Here is a 21529-nt window from a genome sequence, read left to right as displayed (position 1 = left end):
GATTTATAAAGCTAATTATTCAAGTCACCTTCGTTTAACGGTGATTCTTTGATCCATCTCAGAGGATTGGTCAAAGTTTGGCCTTTCATCTCGTGCAAAAAATGCGTAATATACGCCGCCTTGCAGTCACAGTATGGTCATTTCTTAACTCATGCGCATCGGACAATACCAGCTCAGAAATCGCCTGATCGCAGCGCCAATGGCTGGCATCACTGACAGACCCTTTCGGACGCTGTGCTACGAGATGGGAGCAGGATTGACCGTATCCGAGATGATGTCTTCTAACCCGCAGGTTTGGGAAAGCGACAAGTCCCGGCTACGGATGGTGCACGTTGATGAGCCAGGAATTCGCACGGTGCAAATTGCCGGTAGCGACCCTGTTGAGATGGCCGATGCCGCACGTATCAACGTGGAAAGCGGCGCCCAGATTATTGATATCAATATGGGGTGTCCGGCTAAAAAAGTGAATCGCAAGCTCGCAGGTTCAGCCCTCTTGCAGTACCCGGAATTAGTGAAGTCAATACTAACCGAGGTCGTCAGAGCAGTGGACGTTCCTGTCACCCTGAAGATTCGCACCGGCTGGGCTCCGGAACACCGTAACTGCGTAGAGATTGCCCAACTGGCTGAAGATTGTGGCATTCAGGCTCTGACCATTCATGGACGCACCCGCGCCTGTTTGTTCAATGGAGATGCTGAGTACGACAGTATTCGGGCAGTTAAGCAGAAAGTTTCCATTCCGATTATCGCGAATGGCGACATTACTGACCCGCTTAAAGCCAGAGCTGTGCTCGACTATACGGGGGCTGATGCCCTGATGATAGGCCGCGCAGCTCAGGGAAGACCCTGGATCTTCCGGGAAATCCAGCATTATCTGGACACTGGGGAGCTGCTGTCCCCCCTGCCTTTGGCAGAGGTTAAGCGCTTGCTTTGTGCGCATGTTCGGGAATTGCATGACTTTTATGGCCAGGCAAAAGGGTACCGAATTGCGCGTAAACACGTCTCCTGGTATCTCCAGGAGCACGCTCCAAATGACCAGTTTCGGCGCACATTCAACGCCATTGAGGATGCCAGCGAACAGCTGGAGGCGTTGGAGGCATACTTCGAAAATTTTGCGTAATGAAATAAAGAGCTGACAGAACTATGTTCGAACAACGCGTAAATTCTGACGTACTGACCGTTTCTACCGTTAACTCTCAGGATCAGGTAACTCAAAAACCCCTGCGTGACTCGGTTAAACAGGCACTGAAGAACTATTTTGCTCAACTGAACGGTCAGGATGTTAATGACCTCTATGAGCTGGTACTGGCTGAAGTTGAACAGCCCCTGTTGGACATGGTGATGCAATACACCCGCGGTAACCAGACCCGTGCTGCTCTGATGATGGGCATCAACCGTGGTACGCTGCGTAAAAAATTGAAAAAATACGGCATGAACTGATACTAATTAGTTAACTGTCTGATATAAAAGGCGCTACTCGGCATGGGGAAGCGCCTTTTTTATACGCATTTCTTGTGGAGTAGAGATGAAAACGGGAGTTGAACCACACTACTTTGGCAATGAATCGACGTCGGTCATTCACGGAGATGCGTTAGCCGAACTCAAGAAATTACCCACTGAAAGCGTCGACTTAATTTTTGCCGATCCGCCCTATAACATCGGAAAAGATTTTGACGGCATGCGGGAAGCCTGGGACGCGGACGTTTTCCTCGCCTGGCTGTTCGAATGCATTGAAGAGTGTCATCGGGTACTGAAAAAGCAGGGCACGATGTACATCATGAACAGCACCGAGAACATGCCATATATTGATCTCAAGTGCCGGAATCTGTTTACCATCAAGAGCCGGATCGTCTGGTCCTACGACAGCTCAGGCGTACAGGCGAAGAAATATTTCGGCTCAATGTACGAACCGATCCTGATGATGGTAAAAGACGCCAAAAATTACACCTTCAATAGCGAAGCGATTCTGGTTGAGACAAAAACCGGCGCTAAACGAGCGTTGATCGACTACCGTAAAAACCCGCCTCAGCCCTACAACACGCAAAAAGTCCCGGGAAACGTCTGGGAGTTTCCCCGTGTGCGTTACCTGATGAATGAATATGAAAACCATCCGACGCAAAAGCCTGTCGCCCTGTTAAAGCGGATCGTATTGGCCTCCTCAAACCCTGGCGATACCGTCCTTGATCCTTTCGCGGGCAGCTTTACCACCGGCGCGGTGGCGCTGGAGACAGGACGGAAGTTCATTGGTATTGAGGTAAATGATGAATACGTCAAGATAGGCCTGCGACGCATGAATGTGACCTCGCACTTCACCAGCGATGAGCTTGCGAAAGTGAAAAAACGGAAGACGAAAAATTTGTCGAAAAAGAGCCGGACGGGGCCCAAAACGCTCAGCGTCGTGACAAAGTAAAAGCATTGTAAGCCCGCTTTTCAGAGCGCATTTTTCGTGTATATTTCCAGCACGCTTGGGCATGAATACACAGGATTGGACAATGATTCGCAAGTATTGGTGGCTGGTTGTTTTTGCGGTCTCCGTTTTTATCTTTGATGCGTTACTGATTCAGTGGATCGAGCTTATCACCACGGAATCCGACAAGTGTCGCAACATGAACTCGGTGAATCCCCTTAAGTTGGTCAACTGTGCCGACCTGCAATAGCGTCACGTTTTTGAATTGGGGAAATGATTATATTTCCCCGTGAATATTGGTTGGTTTTATTAATTGCCTGACATTTCCGTCCGGGCTTAACATGCTTAATACGTTATCCACCAGCGCAGGCGCCTGCTCATAAAGATTATAACTGGCAGGGTTCATTAACCAGTTTTTAAGGATGCCGCTAAAACTGCCGCAAATAATGATTAAGGCCACGTCCAGATCAAGGGTTCCGGGTATCATGCCCTCCGCCATACAGGCCTGTAATGCCTCGCGTAACGCCTGCTGGTTAAAACCTATTTTCTCACGTATTTCCCGCTCAGATATCATGTCATCCTGAAATTCACATTTATGATATAAGATTTGTAATAAAGCCTGCTGTCGTGGAACTTCGGCAATATATTGCAATGCGACGATAAACTTCTCACGCAGTTGTTGTAACGGGTTTTCTGCATTCAGCGCAGTGACTCGTTCCTGAATAAGATCGCGCAAAGGGGGTTGCTGCTGCCACACTTCGTTAAACAACTGCGTCTTGTTGCTGAAGTGCCAGTAGATTGCGCCACGCGTGACCTGGGCGGCGTCGGCAATATCATTGAGCGTGGTGTTGCCTACGCCCCGTGCGGCAAACTGTGTAATGGCCGTTTCAATTAAATGTTGTCGCGTTTTAAGGGCATCAGCCTTGGTTTTTTTTGCCATGGAGTATCACATCAGAGTCGGAGTAATTATTACGCCAGTAAAGCCGTTCTGGAAAAGCCGACTGTAACATCTCAGACCCGCGCACACGAAATAAAAGCCTGATTGTGACGCACAAATCATTCAAATAAATAGAGTGCGCGAATGTCAATAGATAAATTATTCACACAAGAAATGTATATTTCAAAATATATTAACTCGCAATAAAGAATGTCTAAATTCGACAGGGCAATACGGTAAGCCAGTGTTCCTTTTTTGTTTTTACGTGCCGTTGCGCCAACCTAAAAATAAGTATTACTTACATCGCGACCCAATAATTTGTAGGATAGCAAGCTGTTATTTTTTCGCGCACGTTACCGCCTTACCGTTATCCGGTAAATAACGAGCTATTGGTTTTTAAGGAACAGTAATGACGAAACATGCCAGGTTTTCACTCCTGCCCTCATTCATTATCATCTCTGCTGCGCTGCTGGCCGGTTGTAACGATCAGGGAGAGCAACAAGCGCATGCCAGCGAGCCGCAAGTGACCGTACACGTGGTCAACACCGCGCCATTAGCCGTGACCACAGAATTACCGGGACGCACCACAGCCTTCCGCATTGCCGAGGTTCGCCCGCAGGTTAGCGGTATTGTCCTTAAACGGAATTTCACCGAAGGTAGCGATGTCGAGGCCGGACAGTCGCTTTACCAGATCGATCCGGCAACCTATCAGGCCGACTATGACAGTGCGAAAGGCGAGCTGGCGAAAAGCGAAGCCGCTGCCGCCATCGCCCATTTGACGGTGAAACGCTATGTTCCGCTGGTTGGTACAAAGTACATCAGCCAACAGGAATACGATCAGGCCATTGCCGATGCGCGCCAGGCTGATGCCGCCGTCACAGCCGCAAAAGCCGCGGTGGAAAGCGCGCGTATCAATCTCGCTTATACCAAAGTCACCTCGCCGATAAGCGGACGGATTGGCAAATCAAGCGTCACCGAAGGCGCACTGGTGACTAACGGGCAGGCGACGGAACTGGCAACCGTACAGCAGCTCGACCCTATTTACGTCGATGTGACCCAGTCCAGCAACGACTTCATGCGTCTGAAAGAATCTCTCGAACAAGGCAGTCTGCACAAGGATAACGCCAGCAGTAGCGTCGAGCTGGTCATGGAAAATGGCCAAGCGTATCCGCTAAAAGGCGCTTTACAGTTCTCTGATGTCACCGTTGACGAAAGCACCGGCTCAATCACCTTACGCGCCGTGTTCCCTAACCCGCAGCACACATTACTGCCGGGCATGTTTGTCCGCGCGCGTATCGATGAAGGCGTTCAGCCAAACGCGATCCTAGTACCACAGCAAGGCGTCACACGGACCCCGCGCGGCGATGCCACGGTACTGGTCGTGAACAACGAAAGCAAAGTGGAATCCCGCTCCGTCATCGCTTCGCAGGCAATTGGCGACAAATGGCTGATAAGCGAAGGGTTACAGCCTGGCGATCGGGTGATCGTGAGCGGGTTGCAAAAAGCGCGTCCAGGCACCAAAGTGAAAGCCACGCCGGATACCGAAGCCCCTGCTGCACAAGCGGCGCAATAAGGTAAACGGACATGGCAAACTTTTTTATCAGGCGTCCTATTTTTGCCTGGGTACTGGCCATCATTCTGATGCTGGCGGGCGCCCTGGCCATTATGCAACTGCCCGTTGCGCAGTACCCCACCATCGCTCCACCGGCGGTTTCGATTTCCGCAAACTATCCGGGGGCAGATGCCCAGACGGTACAAGATACCGTGACTCAGGTTATCGAACAGAATATGAACGGTATCGATAACCTGATGTATATGTCCTCCACCAGCGACTCTGCGGGAAGCGTAACCATCACGCTGACCTTCGAGTCGGGTACCGATCCGGATATCGCTCAGGTTCAGGTTCAGAACAAACTGCAGCTGGCGACGCCGCTCCTGCCGCAGGAAGTTCAGCAGCAGGGAATTAGCGTTGAGAAGTCGAGCAGTAGCTTCCTGATGGTTGCAGGCTTTGTTTCCGATAATCCTCAGACCACCCAGGACGATATCTCCGACTATGTCGCCTCAAACGTTAAAGACTCCATCAGCCGTCTGAACGGCGTCGGTGACGTTCAACTGTTTGGCGCGCAGTATGCGATGCGCATCTGGCTGGATGCCAATCTCCTGAACAAATACCAGCTCACGCCGGTAGATGTTATCAACCAGTTGAAAGTGCAGAACGACCAAATCGCGGCCGGTCAGCTTGGCGGGACGCCCGCCCTGCCGGGACAACAGCTTAACGCCTCGATCATTGCGCAGACGCGCCTGAAAGATCCCGAAGAATTCGGCAAAGTCACGCTGCGCGTAAACAGCGACGGCTCCGTCGTGCGGTTGAAAGATGTCGCGCGCATTGAGCTTGGCGGAGAAAACTATAATGTTGTCGCTCGCATTAACGGTAAACCGGCATCCGGTCTGGGGATTAAACTGGCTACCGGCGCCAACGCCCTTGATACTGCCACCGCCATTAAGGCCAAACTGGTCGAGCTACAGCCCTTCTTCCCGGCGGGAATGAAAGTGGTTTACCCGTATGACACCACCCCGTTTGTGAAAATCTCCATTCATGAAGTGGTGAAAACACTTTTCGAAGCAATCGTACTGGTATTCCTGGTGATGTATCTGTTCCTGCAGAACATCCGCGCCACGCTGATCCCGACCATTGCCGTTCCGGTTGTCCTGTTGGGGACGTTTGCGGTACTGGCGGCATTTGGTTACTCGATAAACACCCTGACCATGTTCGGCATGGTGCTCGCCATCGGCCTGTTGGTCGATGACGCGATAGTGGTGGTTGAAAACGTCGAACGTGTGATGATGGAAGATAAGTTGCCTCCACGGGAAGCCACTGAGAAGTCCATGTCGCAGATTCAGGGCGCCCTGGTGGGGATCGCAATGGTGCTCTCCGCCGTGTTCATCCCGATGGCCTTCTTTGGCGGATCGACAGGCGCAATCTACCGCCAGTTCTCCATCACCATTGTGTCGGCAATGGCGCTCTCGGTGTTGGTCGCGTTGATACTCACACCTGCGCTCTGCGCGACGTTGCTTAAACCCGTCTCCGCTGAGCATCATGAGAAAAAGAGCGGTTTCTTCGGCTGGTTTAACGCCAAATTCGATCATAGCGTCAACCATTACACCAATAGCGTCAGCGGCATTGTCCACAACACCGGTCGTTACCTGCTAATCTATCTGCTGATTGTTGTCGGGATGGCGCTCCTGTTCGTACGCTTGCCGACATCCTTCTTGCCTGAAGAGGATCAGGGCGTGTTTCTGACCATGATCCAACTTCCTGCCGGGGCAACGCAGGAGCGCACGCAAAACGTGCTGGATCAAGTGACCCATTATTATCTGGACACCGAGAAAGCCAACGTTGAAAGCGTCTTTACCGTGAACGGCTTTAGCTTCAGCGGTCAGGGACAAAACTCGGGGATGGCCTTTGTGAGCCTCAAGCCCTGGGAGGAGCGTAGCGGCGAAGAAAACAACGTTGAATCGATTATCGCCCGGGCGACTCGCGCTTTCAGCCAGATCCGGGATGGCATGGTTTTCCCTTTCAACATGCCAGCAATTGTCGAGCTGGGTACCGCAACGGGCTTCGACTTTGAGCTTATCGACCAGGCGGGGCTGGGGCATAACGCGTTAACCCAGGCGAGAAACCAGCTTTTAGGAATGGTGGCTCAACATCCTGAAACGCTAGTACGCGTTCGCCCGAATGGGCTGGAAGACACTGCGCAGTTTAAGCTGGACGTCGATCAGGAAAAAGCGCAGGCGCTGGGCGTCTCGCTGTCCGATATCAACGAGACAATCTCTGCGGCGCTGGGCGGCTACTACGTTAACGACTTCATTGACCGTGGTCGTGTGAAGAAAGTCTATGTTCAGGCCGACGCCCAGTTCCGCATGTTGCCAGAGGACATCGATAATCTGTATGTGCGGAGCGCAAATGGAGAGATGGTGCCGTTCTCTACGTTTAGTTCGTCGCACTGGATTTACGGTTCGCCGCGTCTGGAACGTTACAACGGCCTGCCTTCAATGGAGATCCTGGGGGAAGCCGCCCCTGGAACCAGTTCCGGTGAGGCGATGGCCTTAATGGAAAGCATGGCTTCCAATCTTCCTGTGGGGATTGGCTATGACTGGACAGGAATGTCGTATCAGGAGCGGCTCTCCGGAGACCAGGCGCCAGCGCTAATCGCCATCTCGTTTGTCGTCGTCTTCCTTTGCCTGGCCGCACTGTATGAAAGCTGGTCGATACCTTTCTCGGTGATGCTGGTTGTGCCGTTAGGTATTGTGGGGGTATTGCTCGCCGCAACGTTATTTGGGCAAAAGAATGACGTTTACTTTATGGTTGGGCTGTTAACCACCATTGGCCTGTCCGCGAAGAACGCGATCCTGATTGTCGAATTCGCGAAAGACTTAATGGATAAAGAAGGCAAAGGCGTTATTGAAGCGACCCTCTCTGCGTCACGTATGCGTTTACGTCCAATTCTCATGACGTCACTGGCCTTTATACTTGGCGTATTGCCGCTTGCGATCAGTAATGGCGCGGGTAGCGGCGCGCAAAATGCGGTCGGGATCGGCGTAATGGGCGGCATGGTTTCAGCAACCCTGCTGGCAATCTTCTTTGTGCCTGTCTTCTTCGTGGTCGTCAGAGGACGTTTTGGACGAACCCGCCAGTAACCGTGTCAACAAAGGCGTCTCTGGACGCCTTTGTGACATTCTGCCTTGTTCTTACTTTATGAATCGAATCATTATTTTGTTCTGTCCGGCAGGGTGTCATTACGCTTTTACCTGTATCACCATAATTAAGCCGTTTGAAAATGATTTCTGGTATCACCTTTAATTATCTTTTTCTCTTCATTGATTTACTTTTCTGTTAGCTCTGTAAATTTCCTACTGCTCATTTACGAAATACTTTTCTATTACTCACCCTGTCGATATTCACGTCCGAAATTAGTATTTCGTTTTAGTGAATATGTTAAAAATATTTTGCTCCAAAATGTGGCTTACGTTTCATTTTCGCCCTATTTAAGGGCGCTGCATGTATTTAATCCTGTCTACACTCTGGATATTGCGTCGTGCACGCTGACGCAAAACCTGGCACTCCCTTTGCTTATAAGAGTATGGCCAGGCCACAGACAGGTTTAAAACGTTGCATAACGTTCTCCATAACAATAATTCTCGCCACACAGGATGCATTATGAAAAAGATGATGATCGCCACGCTGGCTGCCGCCGGCGTGCTGCTTACGGTTGCAAATCAGGTACATGCGGGTGCAACCCTAGATGCCGTAAAAAAGAAAGGCTTCGTACAATGTGGGATCAGTGATGGACTGCCCGGTTTTTCTTACGCCGACGCGGAGGGGAAATTCTCGGGCATTGATGTCGACGTATGTCGCGGTGTCGCTGCTGCTGTGCTCGGCGACGACAGCAAAGTGAAATACACCCCGCTGACGGCCAAAGAGCGCTTCACCGCGTTACAGTCCGGCGAAGTGGATCTTCTCTCGCGGAATACGACCTGGACCTCCTCGCGTGACGCCGGGATGGGCATGTCATTTACCGGCGTAACCTATTACGACGGCATCGGTTTTCTGACACACAACAAAGCGGGTCTGAAAAGCGCGAAAGAACTTGATGGTGCGACTGTTTGTATACAGGCAGGAACAGACACTGAGCTGAACGTGGCTGACTATTTTAAAGCGAATAAGATGAAGTATACCCCAGTGACCTTTGATCGCTCTGACGAGTCGGCAAAAGCGCTGGAGTCAGGACGTTGTGATACCCTCGCCTCCGACCAGTCTCAGCTTTACGCTCTGCGCATTAAGCTAAGTAACCCAGGCGAATGGATCGTCCTGCCGGAGGTAATCTCCAAAGAGCCGCTTGGCCCTGTTGTCCGTCGCGGCGATGATGAATGGTTTGCTGTTGTACGCTGGACGTTGTTTGCGATGCTTAATGCTGAAGAGATGGGCGTCACGTCGAAAAACGTTGATGAGAAAGCGGCTAACCCCGCAACGCCGGATATGGCGCATCTGTTGGGTAAAGAAGGGGATTACGGTAAAGACCTGAAACTCGATAACAAGTGGGCATATAACATCATCAAGCAGGTGGGTAATTACGCTGAGATCTTTGAACGTAACGTGGGATCGGAAAGCCCGTTGAAGATCAAACGTGGGCAAAACAATCTCTGGAATAACGGCGGCATCCAGTACGCACCACCCGTACGTTAAGCCGTTGTGCTGTAACGAGCGCCGCACAGGCGGCGCTCAGTCCAGAGTCATGGTTACCGAGGCTTGCTTATGTTCCATCGCCGCTCTCACGCAAAAGGATCGCTCTCCTTTTCTCATCCTGTGGTCCGCGCGTGGCTGTTTCAAATTATCGCCATTCTTGCGGTCGTCGCCGTGGTTATTTACCTTGTTCACAATACGATTAATAACCTGAGCAATCGCGGCATTACTTCAGGTTTTGCGTTTCTTGACCGTAGTGCCGGGTTTGGTATTGTCCAGCACCTGATTGACTATCAACAGGGTGATACTTACGGGCGCGTTTTTCTGGTTGGTTTGCTTAACACCTTGTTGGTTTCCGCATTGTGTATTGTGTTTGCCTCCGTTCTCGGCTTTTTTCTCGGGCTGGCACGCCTTTCCGATAACTGGTTACTGCGCAAACTGTCGACGGTGTATATTGAGATCTTTCGCAACGTCCCCCCGCTTTTGCAAATATTTTTCTGGTACTTCGCGGTGTTACGCAATTTGCCCGGCCCGCGGCAGGCTGTCAGCGCGATGGATGCCGTGTTTCTGAGTAACCGGGGTCTCTATATTCCCTCTCTGCAATTGGGAGAAGGCATACTGCCTTTTACGATCTCAATTGCCCTCGCCGTTGCGATTTCCGTTGGGCTGTTTCGCTTCAATAAAATGCACCAGACAAAAACAGGACAGTTACGTAAAACCTGGCCTACTGCGCTGGGGCTGATTGTCCTGTTGCCACTGCTCGCCCACTGGCTTTTTGGCGCTGCGCTTCATTGGGACATCCCCGAATTGCGGGGCTTTAACTTCCGTGGCGGAATGGTGCTTATCCCCGAACTGGCGGCGTTGACGCTGGCACTGTCGGTTTATACCTCGGCGTTTATTGCGGAAATCATTCGCGCGGGGATTCAGGCGGTACCGTATGGTCAACATGAAGCAGCGCGTTCGCTGGGGCTTCCAAACACGGTCACCCTACGTCAGGTCATTATTCCTCAGGCGCTGCGGGTGATTATCCCGCCATTAACCAGCCAGTACCTCAATATTGTTAAGAATTCCTCGCTGGCCGCCGCGATTGGTTATCCCGATATGGTTTCGCTGTTCGCGGGAACGGTTCTGAATCAGACAGGACAGGCCATTGAAACGATCGCCATCACCATGACGGTGTATCTGATCATCAGCCTGAGCATCTCACTGCTGATGAATATTTATAACCGCCGCATCGCCCGCGTTGAGCGCTAAGGAAGCATGATGACAAAAGTCCTGCTGTCACATCCCGCGCGTCCGGCCAGTCATGGTCATGGCCGAATCGTGGCCTGGGTGCGTAAAAATCTTTTTTCCAGCGTATTGAATAGTCTACTGACGATCTTATGCCTGTGGCTGATGTGGGAGCTTATTCCTCCCTTTGTAAACTGGGCGTTTTTGCAGGCCAATTGGGTCGGTTCTGCTCGTGCGGACTGCACGCAATCAGGCGCATGCTGGGTGTTCATCCATGAACGCTTCGGCCAGTTTATGTTTGGCCTTTATCCGCACGAGCAACGCTGGCGGATCAAGCTGGCGCTGTTTGTCGGGCTGGTCTCAATTGTTCCGATGTTCTGGAACAGGATGCCCCAGCGCGGACGTTATATTGCTGTCTGGGCAGTCATCTACCCGTTAGTGGTCTGGTGGTTGTTGTATGGCGGTTTGCTGGGGCTGGAGCGGGTTGAGACGCGCCAGTGGGGAGGGCTGACCCTGACCTTAATCATCGCCTCTGTCGGGATCGCTGGGGCGTTACCCTTAGGGATTCTACTGGCTCTGGGGCGCCGCTCCCATATGCCCGTTGTCCGGATCTTATCCGTTATTTTCATTGAGTTCTGGCGAGGCGTGCCGCTGATCACCGTCCTGTTTATGTCATCGGTTATGCTGCCATTGTTCATGGAAGAAGGAACAAGTATCGATAAACTCATTCGGGCGTTGGTAGGGGTGATTCTGTTTCAGTCCGCCTATGTCGCGGAAGTCGTTCGTGGTGGTCTTCAGGCGCTGCCAAAGGGTCAATATGAAGCGGCGGAATCGTTAGCTCTTGGCTACTGGAAAATGCAAGGGCTGGTCATTCTTCCCCAGGCCCTGAAGATGATTATTCCGGGCCTGGTCAACACCATCATCGCGCTGTTTAAAGATACCAGTCTGGTCATCATCATCGGCCTGTTCGATCTCTTCAGTAGCGTGCAACAAGCTACGGTTGACCCTGCCTGGCTGGGTATGTCCACCGAAGGCTATGTTTTTGCCGCTCTGATTTACTGGATTTTTTGCTTCAGCATGTCGCGCTACAGCCAGTATCTGGAAAAGCGCTTTAACACCGGGCGTACGCCGCACTGAGGATTCTATGAGCCAACTTTTAATGCCATCTGCCGACGCGATGATTACGCTGGAAAACGTTAATAAATGGTACGGGCAGTTCCATGTTTTAAAGGATATTAACCTGAGCGTAAGACAGGGAGAACGCATTGTTTTATGTGGTCCTTCCGGATCGGGGAAATCAACGACGATCCGCTGCATTAATCATCTCGAAGAACATCAACAAGGACGTATCGTTGTGGATGGTATCGAGCTGAATGAGGACATTCGTAATGTCGAACGCGTCAGACAGGAGGTTGGAATGGTGTTCCAGCATTTTAATCTCTTTCCGCATCTCACTGTTCTGCAAAACTGTACGCTGGCTCCCATTTGGGTACGTAAAATGCCGACAAAAGATGCCGAAGCCCTGGCGATGCACTATCTCGAACGCGTTCGTATAGCGGAGCATGCTCATAAATTCCCGGGCCAGATCTCGGGCGGTCAGCAGCAGCGCGTAGCGATTGCTCGCTCGCTGTGCATGAAACCGAAAATCATGCTGTTTGATGAACCTACTTCAGCGTTGGATCCTGAAATGGTTAAAGAAGTGCTGGATACCATGATTGGCCTGGCACAGTCGGGGATGACAATGCTTTGCGTCACGCATGAGATGGGGTTTGCCAGAACCGTGGCAGACAGAGTGATCTTCATGGACCGGGGAGAGATTGTAGAGCAGGCTCCACCAGATGAGTTCTTCGCGCATCCGAAATCAGAACGTACGCGAGCGTTCCTGTCGCAGGTCATTCATTAAACGCTTGTTTTGCCCGGTGGCGCCACGCTTACCGGGCCTATAGATTCATAGGGTTCCAAACGCAAAAAGGCCATCCTTTCGGATGGCCTTCTCACTTAATTGATGTCTGGCAGTTCCCTACTCTCGCATGGGGAGACCCCACACTACCATCGGCGCTACGGCGTTTCACTTCTGAGTTCGGCATGGGGTCAGGTGGGACCACCGCGCTACTGCCGCCAGACAAATTCTTTTCTACTGTGCCGAACTTTAACCTAATTAAGTGGTGCTGATACCCAGAGTCGAACTGGGGACCTCACCCTTACCAAGGGTGCGCTCTACCAACTGAGCCATATCAGCACGCTAAATTTGATGCCTGGCAGTTCCCTACTCTCGCATGGGGAGACCCCACACTACCATCGGCGCTACGGCGTTTCACTTCTGAGTTCGGCATGGGGTCAGGTGGGACCACCGCGCTAAGGCCGCCAGGCAAATTCTTTGTGCTCTTAAAACGAATCTTTTCCACTGATGCTGCGCTTGCGAACCTCAGTCACATACTTAGGTATGCTCCTTCCGTCGCTTCACTTGCCGCCTTGCCTCAGCGTAAAATCTTTCGTTTTCGCAAAATCTGTAATCAATGCTGAAAATCTTCTCAATCCCGCCAAAACATCTTCGGCGTTGTAAGGTTAAGCCTCACGGTTCATTAGTACCGGTTAGCTCAACGCATCGCTGCGCTTACACACCCGGCCTATCAACGTCGTCGTCTTCAACGTTCCTTCAGGAGACTTAAAGTCTCAGGGAGAACTCATCTCGGGGCAAGTTTCGTGCTTAGATGCTTTCAGCACTTATCTCTTCCGCATTTAGCTACCGGGCAGTGCCATTGGCATGACAACCCGAACACCAGTGATGCGTCCACTCCGGTCCTCTCGTACTAGGAGCAGCCCCCCTCAGTTCTCCAGCGCCCACGGCAGATAGGGACCGAACTGTCTCACGACGTTCTAAACCCAGCTCGCGTACCACTTTAAATGGCGAACAGCCATACCCTTGGGACCTACTTCAGCCCCAGGATGTGATGAGCCGACATCGAGGTGCCAAACACCGCCGTCGATATGAACTCTTGGGCGGTATCAGCCTGTTATCCCCGGAGTACCTTTTATCCGTTGAGCGATGGCCCTTCCATTCAGAACCACCGGATCACTATGACCTGCTTTCGCACCTGCTCGCGCCGTCACGCTCGCAGTCAAGCTGGCTTATGCCATTGCACTAACCTCCTGATGTCCGACCAGGATTAGCCAACCTTCGTGCTCCTCCGTTACTCTTTAGGAGGAGACCGCCCCAGTCAAACTACCCACCAGACACTGTCCGCAACCCGGATTACGGGCCTACGTTAGAACACCAGCCATTAAAGGGTGGTATTTCAAGGGCGGCTCCACGCAGACTGGCGTCCACGCTTCAAAGCCTCCCACCTATCCTACACATCAAGGACCAGTGTTCAGTGTCAAGCTATAGTAAAGGTTCACGGGGTCTTTCCGTCTTGCCGCGGGTACACTGCATCTTCACAGCGAGTTCAATTTCACTGAGTCTCGGGTGGAGACAGCCTGGCCATCATTACGCCATTCGTGCAGGTCGGAACTTACCCGACAAGGAATTTCGCTACCTTAGGACCGTTATAGTTACGGCCGCCGTTTACCGGGGCTTCGATCAAGAGCTTCTCCTTACGGATAACCCCATCAATTAACCTTCCGGCACCGGGCAGGCGTCACACCGTATACGTCCACTTTCGTGTTTGCACAGTGCTGTGTTTTTAATAAACAGTTGCAGCCAGCTGGTATCTTCGACTGATTTCAGCTCCATGAGTAAATCACTTCACCTACATATCAGCGTGCCTTCTCCCGAAGTTACGGCACCATTTTGCCTAGTTCCTTCACCCGAGTTCTCTCAAGCGCCTTGGTATTCTCTACCTGACCACCTGTGTCGGTTTGGGGTACGATTTGATGTTACCTGATGCTTAGAGGCTTTTCCTGGAAGCAGGGCATTTGTCACTTCAGCACCGTAGTGCCTCGTCATCACGCCTCAGTGTTAAAGTGAACCGGATTTACCTGGAACACACACCTACACGCTTAAACCGGGACAACCGTCGCCCGGCCGACATAGCCTTCTCCGTCCCCCCTTCGCAGTAACACCAAGTACAGGAATATTAACCTGTTTCCCATCGACTACGCCTTTCGGCCTCGCCTTAGGGGTCGACTCACCCTGCCCCGATTAACGTTGGACAGGAACCCTTGGTCTTCCGGCGAGCGGGCTTTTCACCCGCTTTATCGTTACTTATGTCAGCATTCGCACTTCTGATACCTCCAGCATGCCTCACGACACACCTTCAACGGCTTACAGAACGCTCCCCTACCCAACAACACATAGTGTCGCTGCCGCAGCTTCGGTGCATGGTTTAGCCCCGTTACATCTTCCGCGCAGGCCGACTCGACCAGTGAGCTATTACGCTTTCTTTAAATGATGGCTGCTTCTAAGCCAACATCCTGGCTGTCTGAGCCTTCCCACATCGTTTCCCACTTAACCATGACTTTGGGACCTTAGCTGGCGGTCTGGGTTGTTTCCCTCTTCACGACGGACGTTAGCACCCGCCGTGTGTCTCCCGTGATAACATTCTCCGGTATTCGCAGTTTGCATCGGGTTGGTAAGCCGGGATGGCCCCCTAGCCGAAACAGTGCTCTACCCCCGGAGATGAATTCACGAGGCGCTACCTAAATAGCTTTCGGGGAGAACCAGCTATCTCCCGGTTTGATTGGCCTTTCACCCCCAGCCACAGGTCATCCGCTAATTTTTCAACATTAGTCGGTTCGGTCCTCCAGTTAGTGTTACCCAACCTTCAACCTGCCCATGGCTAGATCACCGGGTTTCGGGTCTATACCCTGCAACTTAACGCCCAGTTAAGACTCGGTTTCCCTGCGGCTCCCCTATACGGTTAACCTTGCTACAGAATATAAGTCGCTGACCCATTATACAAAAGGTACGCAGTCACCCCATAAAGAGGCTCCCACTGCTTGTACGTACACGGTTTCAGGTTCTTTTTCACTCCCCTCGCCGGGGTTCTTTTCGCCTTTCCCTCACGGTACTGGTTCACTATCGGTCAGTCAGGAGTATTTAGCCTTGGAGGATGGTCCCCCCATATTCAGACAGGATACCACGTGTCCCGCCCTACTCATCGAGCTCACAACCGGTGCGGTTTTGTGTACGGGGCTGTCACCCTGTATCGCGTGCCTTTCCAGACACTTCCACTACCACACTGGCTGATTCAGGCTCTGGGCTGCTCCCCGTTCGCTCGCCGCTACTGGGGGAATCTCGGTTGATTTCTTTTCCTCGGGGTACTTAGATGTTTCAGTTCCCCCGGTTCGCCTCGTTAACCTATGTATTCAGTTAACGATAGTGTGACGAATCACACTGGGTTTCCCCATTCGGACATCGCCGGGTCAAAGGTTCATATCACCTCGCCGACGCTTTTCGCAGATTAGCACGTCCTTCATCGCCTCTGACTGCCAGGGCATCCACCGTGTACGCTTGGTCGCTTAACCTCACAACCCGAAGATGTTTCACTTCTGATTGCGATAATTGAGAGACTCACGAACAACTTTCGTTGTTCTGTGTTTCAATTTTCAGCTTGATCCAGATTTTTAAAGAGCAAAACTTCGCAGTGAACCCTTTCAGGTACACTCTGAAGTTTTCTTACGTAAACGTTCTACAGAATGGTGGAGCTATGCGGGATCGAACCGCAGACCTCCTGCGTGCAAAGCAGGCGCTCTCCCAGCTGAGCTATAGCCCCATCGTGTAGTCAGAACCTCTTTACCGATAATTCGTTTCCGGGCGCGGCGTGGTGAAGCGAAGCATACATCAGTATGCGAGCTTTGCCACAACAAAGCACGGGAGCGAATTTGGTAGGCCTGAGTGGACTTGAACCACCGACCTCACCCTTATCAGGGGTGCGCTCTAACCACCTGAGCTACAAGCCTGTAGAGGTTTTACTGCTCGTTTTTCATCAGACAATCTGTGTGAGCACTACAAAGGCAGGTTCTTTAAGGTAAGGAGGTGATCCAACCGCAGGTTCCCCTACGGTTACCTTGTTACGACTTCACCCCAGTCATGAATCACAAAGTGGTAAGCGCCCTCCCGAAGGTTAAGCTACCTACTTCTTTTGCAACCCACTCCCATGGTGTGACGGGCGGTGTGTACAAGGCCCGGGAACGTATTCACCGTGGCATTCTGATCCACGATTACTAGCGATTCCGACTTCATGGAGTCGAGTTGCAGACTCCAATCCGGACTACGACATACTTTATGAGGTCCGCTTGCTCTCGCGAGGTCGCTTCTCTTTGTATATGCCATTGTAGCACGTGTGTAGCCCTGGTCGTAAGGGCCATGATGACTTGACGTCATCCCCACCTTCCTCCAGTTTATCACTGGCAGTCTCCTTTGAGTTCCCGGCCGGACCGCTGGCAACAAAGGATAAGGGTTGCGCTCGTTGCGGGACTTAACCCAACATTTCACAACACGAGCTGACGACAGCCATGCAGCACCTGTCTCACGGTTCCCGAAGGCACAACCGCATCTCTGCAGTCTTCCGTGGATGTCAAGACCAGGTAAGGTTCTTCGCGTTGCATCGAATTAAACCACATGCTCCACCGCTTGTGCGGGCCCCCGTCAATTCATTTGAGTTTTAACCTTGCGGCCGTACTCCCCAGGCGGTCTACTTAACGCGTTAGCTCCGGAAGCCACGCCTCAAGGGCACAGCCTCCAAGTAGACATCGTTTACGGCGTGGACTACCAGGGTATCTAATCCTGTTTGCTCCCCACGCTTTCGCACCTGAGCGTCAGTCTTCGTCCAGGGGGCCGCCTTCGCCACCGGTATTCCTCCAGATCTCTACGCATTTCACCGCTACACCTGGAATTCTACCCCCCTCTACGAGACTCAAGCCTGCCAGTTTCGAATGCAGTTCCCAGGTTGAGCCCGGGGATTTCACATCCGACTTGACAGACCGCCTGCGTGCGCTTTACGCCCAGTAATTCCGATTAACGCTTGCACCCTCCGTATTACCGCGGCTGCTGGCACGGAGTTAGCCGGTGCTTCTTCTGCGGGTAACGTCAATGACTGCGGTTATTAACCACAATCCCTTCCTCCCCGCTGAAAGTACTTTACAACCCGAAGGCCTTCTTCATACACGCGGCATGGCTGCATCAGGCTTGCGCCCATTGTGCAATATTCCCCACTGCTGCCTCCCGTAGGAGTCTGGACCGTGTCTCAGTTCCAGTGTGGCTGGTCATCCTCTCAGACCAGCTAGGGATCGTCGCCTTGGTGAGCCGTTACCTCACCAACAAGCTAATCCCATCTGGGCACATCCGGTGGCAAGAGGCCCGAAGGTCCCCCTCTTTGGTCTTGCGACGTTATGCGGTATTAGCTACCGTTTCCAGTAGTTATCCCCCTCCACCGGGCAGTTTCCCAGACATTACTCACCCGTCCGCCACTCGTCAGCGAAGCAGCAAGCTGCTTCCTGTTACCGTTCGACTTGCATGTGTTAGGCCTGCCGCCAGCGTTCAATCTGAGCCATGATCAAACTCTTCAATTTAAGTTTGATGCTCGTGAATTAAACTTCGTAATGAATTACGTGTTCACTCAGAGACTTGGTATTCATTTTTTGTCTTGCGACGTTAAGAATCCATGTCACTTTGAGTGCCCACACAGATTGTCTGATAAATTGTTAAAGAGCAGTTGCGACGCGCTTCAGCGCTCTGTCGCGAGGTGGCGTATATTACGCTTTCCTCTTTCAGAGTCAACCCTGAATTTCAGGATTTTTCTCTTCGTTGTGACGACCATCTTGTGAAGCGTTTCACTTTGTCGTCTCAACGGAGGCGCATTATAGGGATCCCAATTTTTTGCACAAGCCTTTTTTCGATCTTTTTTTCCATTTGCTGCTTTTTCACTCCTTTCGTTTCATTCCTGCGCAATGTGACGCTTTTTTGATAGCTAAATCACTTGCACAAGGCCAGAAATGCAACCAAAGTCATCATTACTGTTCTCTTTATCTGAGGTAAACATGTCTGACGTATTACGCCCTTATAAGGATCTTTTTCCGCAGATCGGACAACGCGTGATGCTCGATCGCAGCAGCGTTATCATTGGCGATGTTCGTCTGGCAGACGATGTCGGGATCTGGCCGCTTGTCGCGATCCGTGGCGATGTAAATTACGTTGAGATTGGCGCACGCACCAATATTCAGGATGGCAGCGTCTTACACGTCACTCACAAATCGCCTTCCAACCCTGAAGGTAATCCACTGATCGTGGGCGAAGATGTCACTGTTGGACATAAAGTAATGCTCCACGGCTGCATTATTGGCAACCGCGTCCTGGTCGGAATGGGCTCGATTCTGTTAGATGGCGCGATCATTGAAGATGACGTAATGATTGGCGCCGGCAGTCTGGTGCCGCAAAACAAACGTCTGCAAAGCGGCTATCTGTATCTGGGAAGCCCGGTTAAACAGATCCGGCCTCTAACGGAAGATGAGAAAACGGCGTTGCGCTATTCCGCCAACAACTACGTGAAATGGAAAGACGACTATCTGACTCAGGACAACCAGATCCATCCCTGATCGTCTTCCTGCTGGGACTGGATCAAGGCTTCAGCCTCTTCTTCCAGATCCCAGCGGTGCTCACAAAAGTGAGCCAGCCACTCCTCCGCCGTTTCGCCACCAAAGCGTTTCGCCAGCGATTCCCCCTTTATGGCACACATTAACTGCATGCCATTCACCAGCGCCGGGAAGCAAACAGCGCATTCATCCACACGCCATTCCTCTCTGTCAGGAAACAGAATCGCCTGGTTCATGCAGACAACTCCTGCTTGAGGCGCGCAATCACCGGTTCGATTTCGGGTAAAATACCATGCCAGAGCAAAAAGGCATGAGCAGCCTGCCCTACCAGCATTCCCAGGCCATCGGCAACGCGCTTCGCGCCATGTTGTTCACACCACAAGAGAAAAGGCGTCCGTCCCTGCAGGTAAAGCATGTCGTAACAACAGACCGAGGGATAAATCAGCGACGCAGGGATCGCCGGGATCTCACCATTGAGTCCGCTGGATGTGGCATTGATGATCACATCAAAGTGAAGGTCTGCCAGTTCATCCATGCCCAACGCCTGCACACTGCCGGTATGCGCAAAGACCTTCGCCAGTTCCTGAGCCCGGGATGCCGTTCGGTTGACAATGGTCACGCCACAATCCAGAGAAAGTAACGGTAACAGAACCCCACGCGCTGCCCCGCCAGCGCCGATCAGCAAAATTCGCTGCCCCGGTTGAATAAAGGATAAACGTTCAAGATCGCTTAACAAACCGATACCGTCAGTGTTATCTCCGAGTAGACGACCATCCTCAAGTCGTTTGATCGTATTCACTGCGCCAGCCAGCGCCGCACGCTCCGTCAATTCATCCGCACGGGCAAAAGCCTCTTCTTTAAAAGGCACCGTGACGTTCGCCCCTTTGCCTCCCCCGGCAAAAAAAGCGTTTAACGTGTTAACAAAGTCATCCACGGGCGCCAGTACGCGACCATACGGGTGATCGATTTGCAACTGCTGCGCAAATTGCTGATGAATAAACGGTGACTTACTGTGTGCTATTGGATGGCCGAAAACAGCATAGGTTTCCATTCTCTTACCCCTGTCGAAACAGTTCGCCCGTTAATGCATCGCGAATTTCAGAAGGATTCAAACGACCGCCCGTTTCGCCTTCCACAATCGGGAAGGCGTCGCCGAATTGCGCCCGCACATCTTCCGTTGTGCGACACGGCGGCAGTCCGCTAAGGTTGGCGCTGGTTGATACCAGCGGTTTGCCATACGCCTTACATAGGGCGACCACCAGCGGATGATCTGTCACACGTACCGCCAGTGAATTGAAGCGACCTGTTAGCCAGCGTGGCGTGCTCTCAGGCGCAGGGAAAACAAAGGTTACCGGCCCTGGCCAACATGCAAATACAGCTTCACGCTGTGCTTCGGTGAGCATACTGTCGTCAATATATGGTCTGAGTTGTTCAAAATTTGCGGCGATCAAAATCAGCCCTTTGTCTACCGGGCGTTGTTTGAGCGCCAGCAGACGATTTACAGCCGTTTCGCTGTCGGGATCGCACCCGACACCAAATACAGCTTCCGTTGGATAGGCGATGACATTTTTATTATTAAGTTCCTCTACCGCTGCGGCGATAGAGTCTGTTGGCAGGTTATTATTCACTTTTTTGTTCCGCCGAAACCGGCTTTCCACATTGTTTACTGGCGCAGAAGTGCTTAACACCTTGCGCGGTTTTCTTTTCGATAAGGAGCGGATAGTGACACTCAGGGCACTCTCCAGCTATCGGTTTGGCGTTAATGACAAACTGGCATTCCGGATAGCGATCGCAGGAATGAAAGGTTTTGCCATAACGGGAACGCCGCTGAACCAGGTGACCAGTCAGGCATTGAGGGCAGGTTATTGCGGTTTCGTCTGGCTTATCAATCATCTCGGTATGATCACACTCCGGATAATTGCTGCAGCCGATAAACATACCAAATCGCCCCTGTCGTAGCACCAGCTCGGCGCCGCAATCGGGGCAGAATTTCCCCTCCAGAACTTTGACAATATGTCCGTCCGCCGTGGATTTCAGCGGACGAATATAGTCGCATTCCGGATAGTGAGAGCATCCGAGAAACGGACCGTGTTTCCCGGAGCGAATAACCAGTTCAGCCCCACACTGTGGGCAGGGCTCATTTTTACGCACCGCAAACAGTGCTGATTTAGCCATAACAACTCAT

General features: G+C 51.9%; 16 protein-coding genes, 3 tRNA genes and 4 rRNA genes. 11 read left to right on the top strand and 12 right to left on the bottom strand.

What is annotated here, in order from left to right:
• The first annotated feature begins 151 nt into the window (after positions 1 to 151).
• The 4 genes from dusB (at position 152) to JY391_RS02485 (ending at position 2654) form a co-directional block, all read left to right on the top strand.
• On the top strand, positions 152 to 1117 hold the full coding sequence (gene dusB, locus JY391_RS02500) for a tRNA dihydrouridine synthase DusB (protein WP_181822458.1): 966 nt from the start codon (positions 152 to 154) through the stop codon (positions 1115 to 1117).
• Positions 1118 to 1140: 23 nt separating this feature from the next.
• Complete coding sequence (gene fis / locus JY391_RS02495) at positions 1141 to 1437, top strand: DNA-binding transcriptional regulator Fis (RefSeq protein ID WP_000462905.1); 297 nt, start codon at positions 1141 to 1143, stop codon at positions 1435 to 1437.
• Between the two features lie 85 nt (positions 1438 to 1522).
• A complete protein-coding gene (gene yhdJ, locus JY391_RS02490) occupies positions 1523 to 2407 on the top strand; it encodes an adenine-specific DNA-methyltransferase (protein WP_042292021.1) in 885 nt (294 codons plus the stop codon).
• A gap of 82 nt (positions 2408 to 2489) precedes the next feature.
• On the top strand, positions 2490 to 2654 hold the full coding sequence (locus JY391_RS02485) for a DUF2556 family protein (protein WP_211935180.1): 165 nt from the start codon (positions 2490 to 2492) through the stop codon (positions 2652 to 2654).
• A 27-nt stretch (positions 2655 to 2681) separates the two neighbouring features.
• Here JY391_RS02485 and envR read toward each other — a convergent pair whose 3' ends face one another.
• Positions 2682 to 3344, bottom strand: coding sequence for an acrEF/envCD operon transcriptional regulator (gene envR, locus JY391_RS02480; protein WP_042292027.1), 663 nt, complete (start codon positions 3342 to 3344; stop codon positions 2682 to 2684).
• A gap of 406 nt (positions 3345 to 3750) precedes the next feature.
• Between envR and JY391_RS02475 the strand changes: the two genes are divergently transcribed.
• From JY391_RS02475 to JY391_RS02450, 6 genes are all read left to right on the top strand, one after another.
• On the top strand, positions 3751 to 4914 hold the full coding sequence (locus JY391_RS02475) for an efflux RND transporter periplasmic adaptor subunit (protein ID WP_211935179.1): 1164 nt from the start codon (positions 3751 to 3753) through the stop codon (positions 4912 to 4914).
• Positions 4915 to 4925: 11 nt separating this feature from the next.
• Positions 4926 to 8039 carry an efflux RND transporter permease subunit gene (locus tag JY391_RS02470; RefSeq protein ID WP_060571031.1) on the top strand — a complete coding sequence of 1038 codons (3114 nt, stop codon included), beginning with the start codon at positions 4926 to 4928 and terminating at the stop codon, positions 8037 to 8039.
• A 520-nt stretch (positions 8040 to 8559) separates the two neighbouring features.
• Complete coding sequence (locus JY391_RS02465) at positions 8560 to 9585, top strand: amino acid ABC transporter substrate-binding protein (protein WP_060571030.1); 1026 nt, start codon at positions 8560 to 8562, stop codon at positions 9583 to 9585.
• A gap of 69 nt (positions 9586 to 9654) precedes the next feature.
• Positions 9655 to 10836 carry an amino acid ABC transporter permease gene (locus JY391_RS02460; RefSeq protein WP_211935178.1) on the top strand — a complete coding sequence of 394 codons (1182 nt, stop codon included), beginning with the start codon at positions 9655 to 9657 and terminating at the stop codon, positions 10834 to 10836.
• A 9-nt stretch (positions 10837 to 10845) separates the two neighbouring features.
• Positions 10846 to 11949: an amino acid ABC transporter permease gene (locus tag JY391_RS02455; protein ID WP_211935769.1), complete on the top strand. Its 1104-nt coding sequence runs from the start codon at positions 10846 to 10848 to the stop codon at positions 11947 to 11949.
• A 7-nt stretch (positions 11950 to 11956) separates the two neighbouring features.
• A complete protein-coding gene (locus tag JY391_RS02450) occupies positions 11957 to 12715 on the top strand; it encodes an amino acid ABC transporter ATP-binding protein (RefSeq protein ID WP_211935177.1) in 759 nt (252 codons plus the stop codon).
• A 104-nt stretch (positions 12716 to 12819) separates the two neighbouring features.
• On the opposite strand, the gene rrf (JY391_RS02445) is transcribed toward JY391_RS02450, so the two are convergent.
• From rrf (JY391_RS02445) to JY391_RS02415, 7 genes are all read right to left on the bottom strand, one after another.
• Positions 12820 to 12935: ribosomal RNA gene (gene rrf, locus JY391_RS02445) — 5S ribosomal RNA — on the bottom strand.
• Between the two features lie 40 nt (positions 12936 to 12975).
• Positions 12976 to 13051, bottom strand: a tRNA-Thr gene (locus JY391_RS02440).
• Positions 13052 to 13065: 14 nt separating this feature from the next.
• Positions 13066 to 13181 (bottom strand): 5S ribosomal RNA (gene rrf / locus JY391_RS02435).
• A gap of 192 nt (positions 13182 to 13373) precedes the next feature.
• A 23S ribosomal RNA gene (locus tag JY391_RS02430) occupies positions 13374 to 16278 on the bottom strand.
• 172 nt (positions 16279 to 16450) lie between these two features.
• A tRNA-Ala gene (locus JY391_RS02425) sits at positions 16451 to 16526 on the bottom strand.
• Positions 16527 to 16636: 110 nt separating this feature from the next.
• Positions 16637 to 16713 (bottom strand) — tRNA-Ile (locus JY391_RS02420).
• Between the two features lie 69 nt (positions 16714 to 16782).
• Positions 16783 to 18324 (bottom strand): 16S ribosomal RNA (locus JY391_RS02415).
• Together the 16S, 23S and 5S rRNA genes with 3 tRNA genes alongside form the textbook arrangement of a ribosomal RNA operon.
• A 468-nt stretch (positions 18325 to 18792) precedes the next feature.
• On the opposite strand from JY391_RS02415, the gene JY391_RS02410 reads away from it, so the two are divergent.
• Positions 18793 to 19347 carry a gamma carbonic anhydrase family protein gene (locus JY391_RS02410; protein WP_211935176.1) on the top strand — a complete coding sequence of 185 codons (555 nt, stop codon included), beginning with the start codon at positions 18793 to 18795 and terminating at the stop codon, positions 19345 to 19347.
• On the opposite strand, the gene JY391_RS02405 is transcribed toward JY391_RS02410, so the two are convergent.
• The 4 genes from JY391_RS02405 to JY391_RS02390 are packed head-to-tail and all read right to left on the bottom strand — an operon-like array spanning position 19323 to position 21519.
• Positions 19323 to 19580 carry a DUF1488 family protein gene (locus JY391_RS02405; protein ID WP_042293067.1) on the bottom strand — a complete coding sequence of 86 codons (258 nt, stop codon included), beginning with the start codon at positions 19578 to 19580 and terminating at the stop codon, positions 19323 to 19325. The genes JY391_RS02410 and JY391_RS02405 overlap by 25 nt on opposite strands.
• The gene (gene aroE / locus JY391_RS02400; protein WP_211935175.1) at positions 19577 to 20395 is read right to left on the bottom strand and encodes a shikimate dehydrogenase; all 819 of its coding nucleotides are present in this window, start codon (positions 20393 to 20395) and stop codon (positions 19577 to 19579) included. Before aroE ends, JY391_RS02405 begins: the two co-directional genes overlap by 4 nt.
• A 4-nt stretch (positions 20396 to 20399) precedes the next feature.
• Positions 20400 to 20972: an L-threonylcarbamoyladenylate synthase type 1 TsaC gene (tsaC, locus tag JY391_RS02395; RefSeq protein ID WP_211935174.1), complete on the bottom strand. Its 573-nt coding sequence runs from the start codon at positions 20970 to 20972 to the stop codon at positions 20400 to 20402.
• Positions 20965 to 21519 (bottom strand): DNA topoisomerase family protein, encoded by a 555-nt coding sequence (locus tag JY391_RS02390; protein ID WP_060570672.1) that lies wholly within the window; start codon positions 21517 to 21519, stop codon positions 20965 to 20967. Before JY391_RS02390 ends, tsaC begins: the two co-directional genes overlap by 8 nt.
• Positions 21520 to 21529: the final 10 nt, after the last annotated feature.

It is taken from the genome of Citrobacter sedlakii (assembly GCF_018128425.1).
Taxonomy (GTDB): Bacteria; Pseudomonadota; Gammaproteobacteria; order Enterobacterales; family Enterobacteriaceae; genus Citrobacter_A; species Citrobacter_A sedlakii.
The sequence above is the reverse complement of the archived record's forward strand: the minus strand, read 5'-3'. Positions and strand labels throughout refer to the sequence as shown.

Excerpts from the sequence above, each read along its gene's own strand:
- JY391_RS02475 (WP_211935179.1), top strand. The coding sequence starts at position 3,751 with ATGACGAAACATGCCAGGTTTTCACTCCTGCCCTCATTCATTATCATC.
- JY391_RS02470 (WP_060571031.1), top strand. The coding sequence starts at position 4,926 with ATGGCAAACTTTTTTATCAGGCGTCCTATTTTTGCCTGGGTACTGGCC.
- JY391_RS02455 (WP_211935769.1), top strand. The coding sequence starts at position 10,846 with ATGACAAAAGTCCTGCTGTCACATCCCGCGCGTCCGGCCAGTCATGGT.
- aroE (WP_211935175.1), bottom strand. The coding sequence starts at position 20,395 with ATGGAAACCTATGCTGTTTTCGGCCATCCAATAGCACACAGTAAGTCA.
- JY391_RS02465 (WP_060571030.1), top strand. The coding sequence starts at position 8,560 with ATGAAAAAGATGATGATCGCCACGCTGGCTGCCGCCGGCGTGCTGCTT.
- JY391_RS02390 (WP_060570672.1), bottom strand. The coding sequence starts at position 21,519 with ATGGCTAAATCAGCACTGTTTGCGGTGCGTAAAAATGAGCCCTGCCCA.
- yhdJ (WP_042292021.1), top strand. The coding sequence starts at position 1,523 with ATGAAAACGGGAGTTGAACCACACTACTTTGGCAATGAATCGACGTCG.
- envR (WP_042292027.1), bottom strand. The coding sequence starts at position 3,344 with ATGGCAAAAAAAACCAAGGCTGATGCCCTTAAAACGCGACAACATTTA.
- JY391_RS02450 (WP_211935177.1), top strand. The coding sequence starts at position 11,957 with ATGAGCCAACTTTTAATGCCATCTGCCGACGCGATGATTACGCTGGAA.
- fis (WP_000462905.1), top strand. The coding sequence starts at position 1,141 with ATGTTCGAACAACGCGTAAATTCTGACGTACTGACCGTTTCTACCGTT.
- JY391_RS02405 (WP_042293067.1), bottom strand. The coding sequence starts at position 19,580 with ATGAACCAGGCGATTCTGTTTCCTGACAGAGAGGAATGGCGTGTGGAT.
- JY391_RS02485 (WP_211935180.1), top strand. The coding sequence starts at position 2,490 with ATGATTCGCAAGTATTGGTGGCTGGTTGTTTTTGCGGTCTCCGTTTTT.
- JY391_RS02460 (WP_211935178.1), top strand. The coding sequence starts at position 9,655 with ATGTTCCATCGCCGCTCTCACGCAAAAGGATCGCTCTCCTTTTCTCAT.
- dusB (WP_181822458.1), top strand. The coding sequence starts at position 152 with ATGCGCATCGGACAATACCAGCTCAGAAATCGCCTGATCGCAGCGCCA.
- JY391_RS02410 (WP_211935176.1), top strand. The coding sequence starts at position 18,793 with ATGTCTGACGTATTACGCCCTTATAAGGATCTTTTTCCGCAGATCGGA.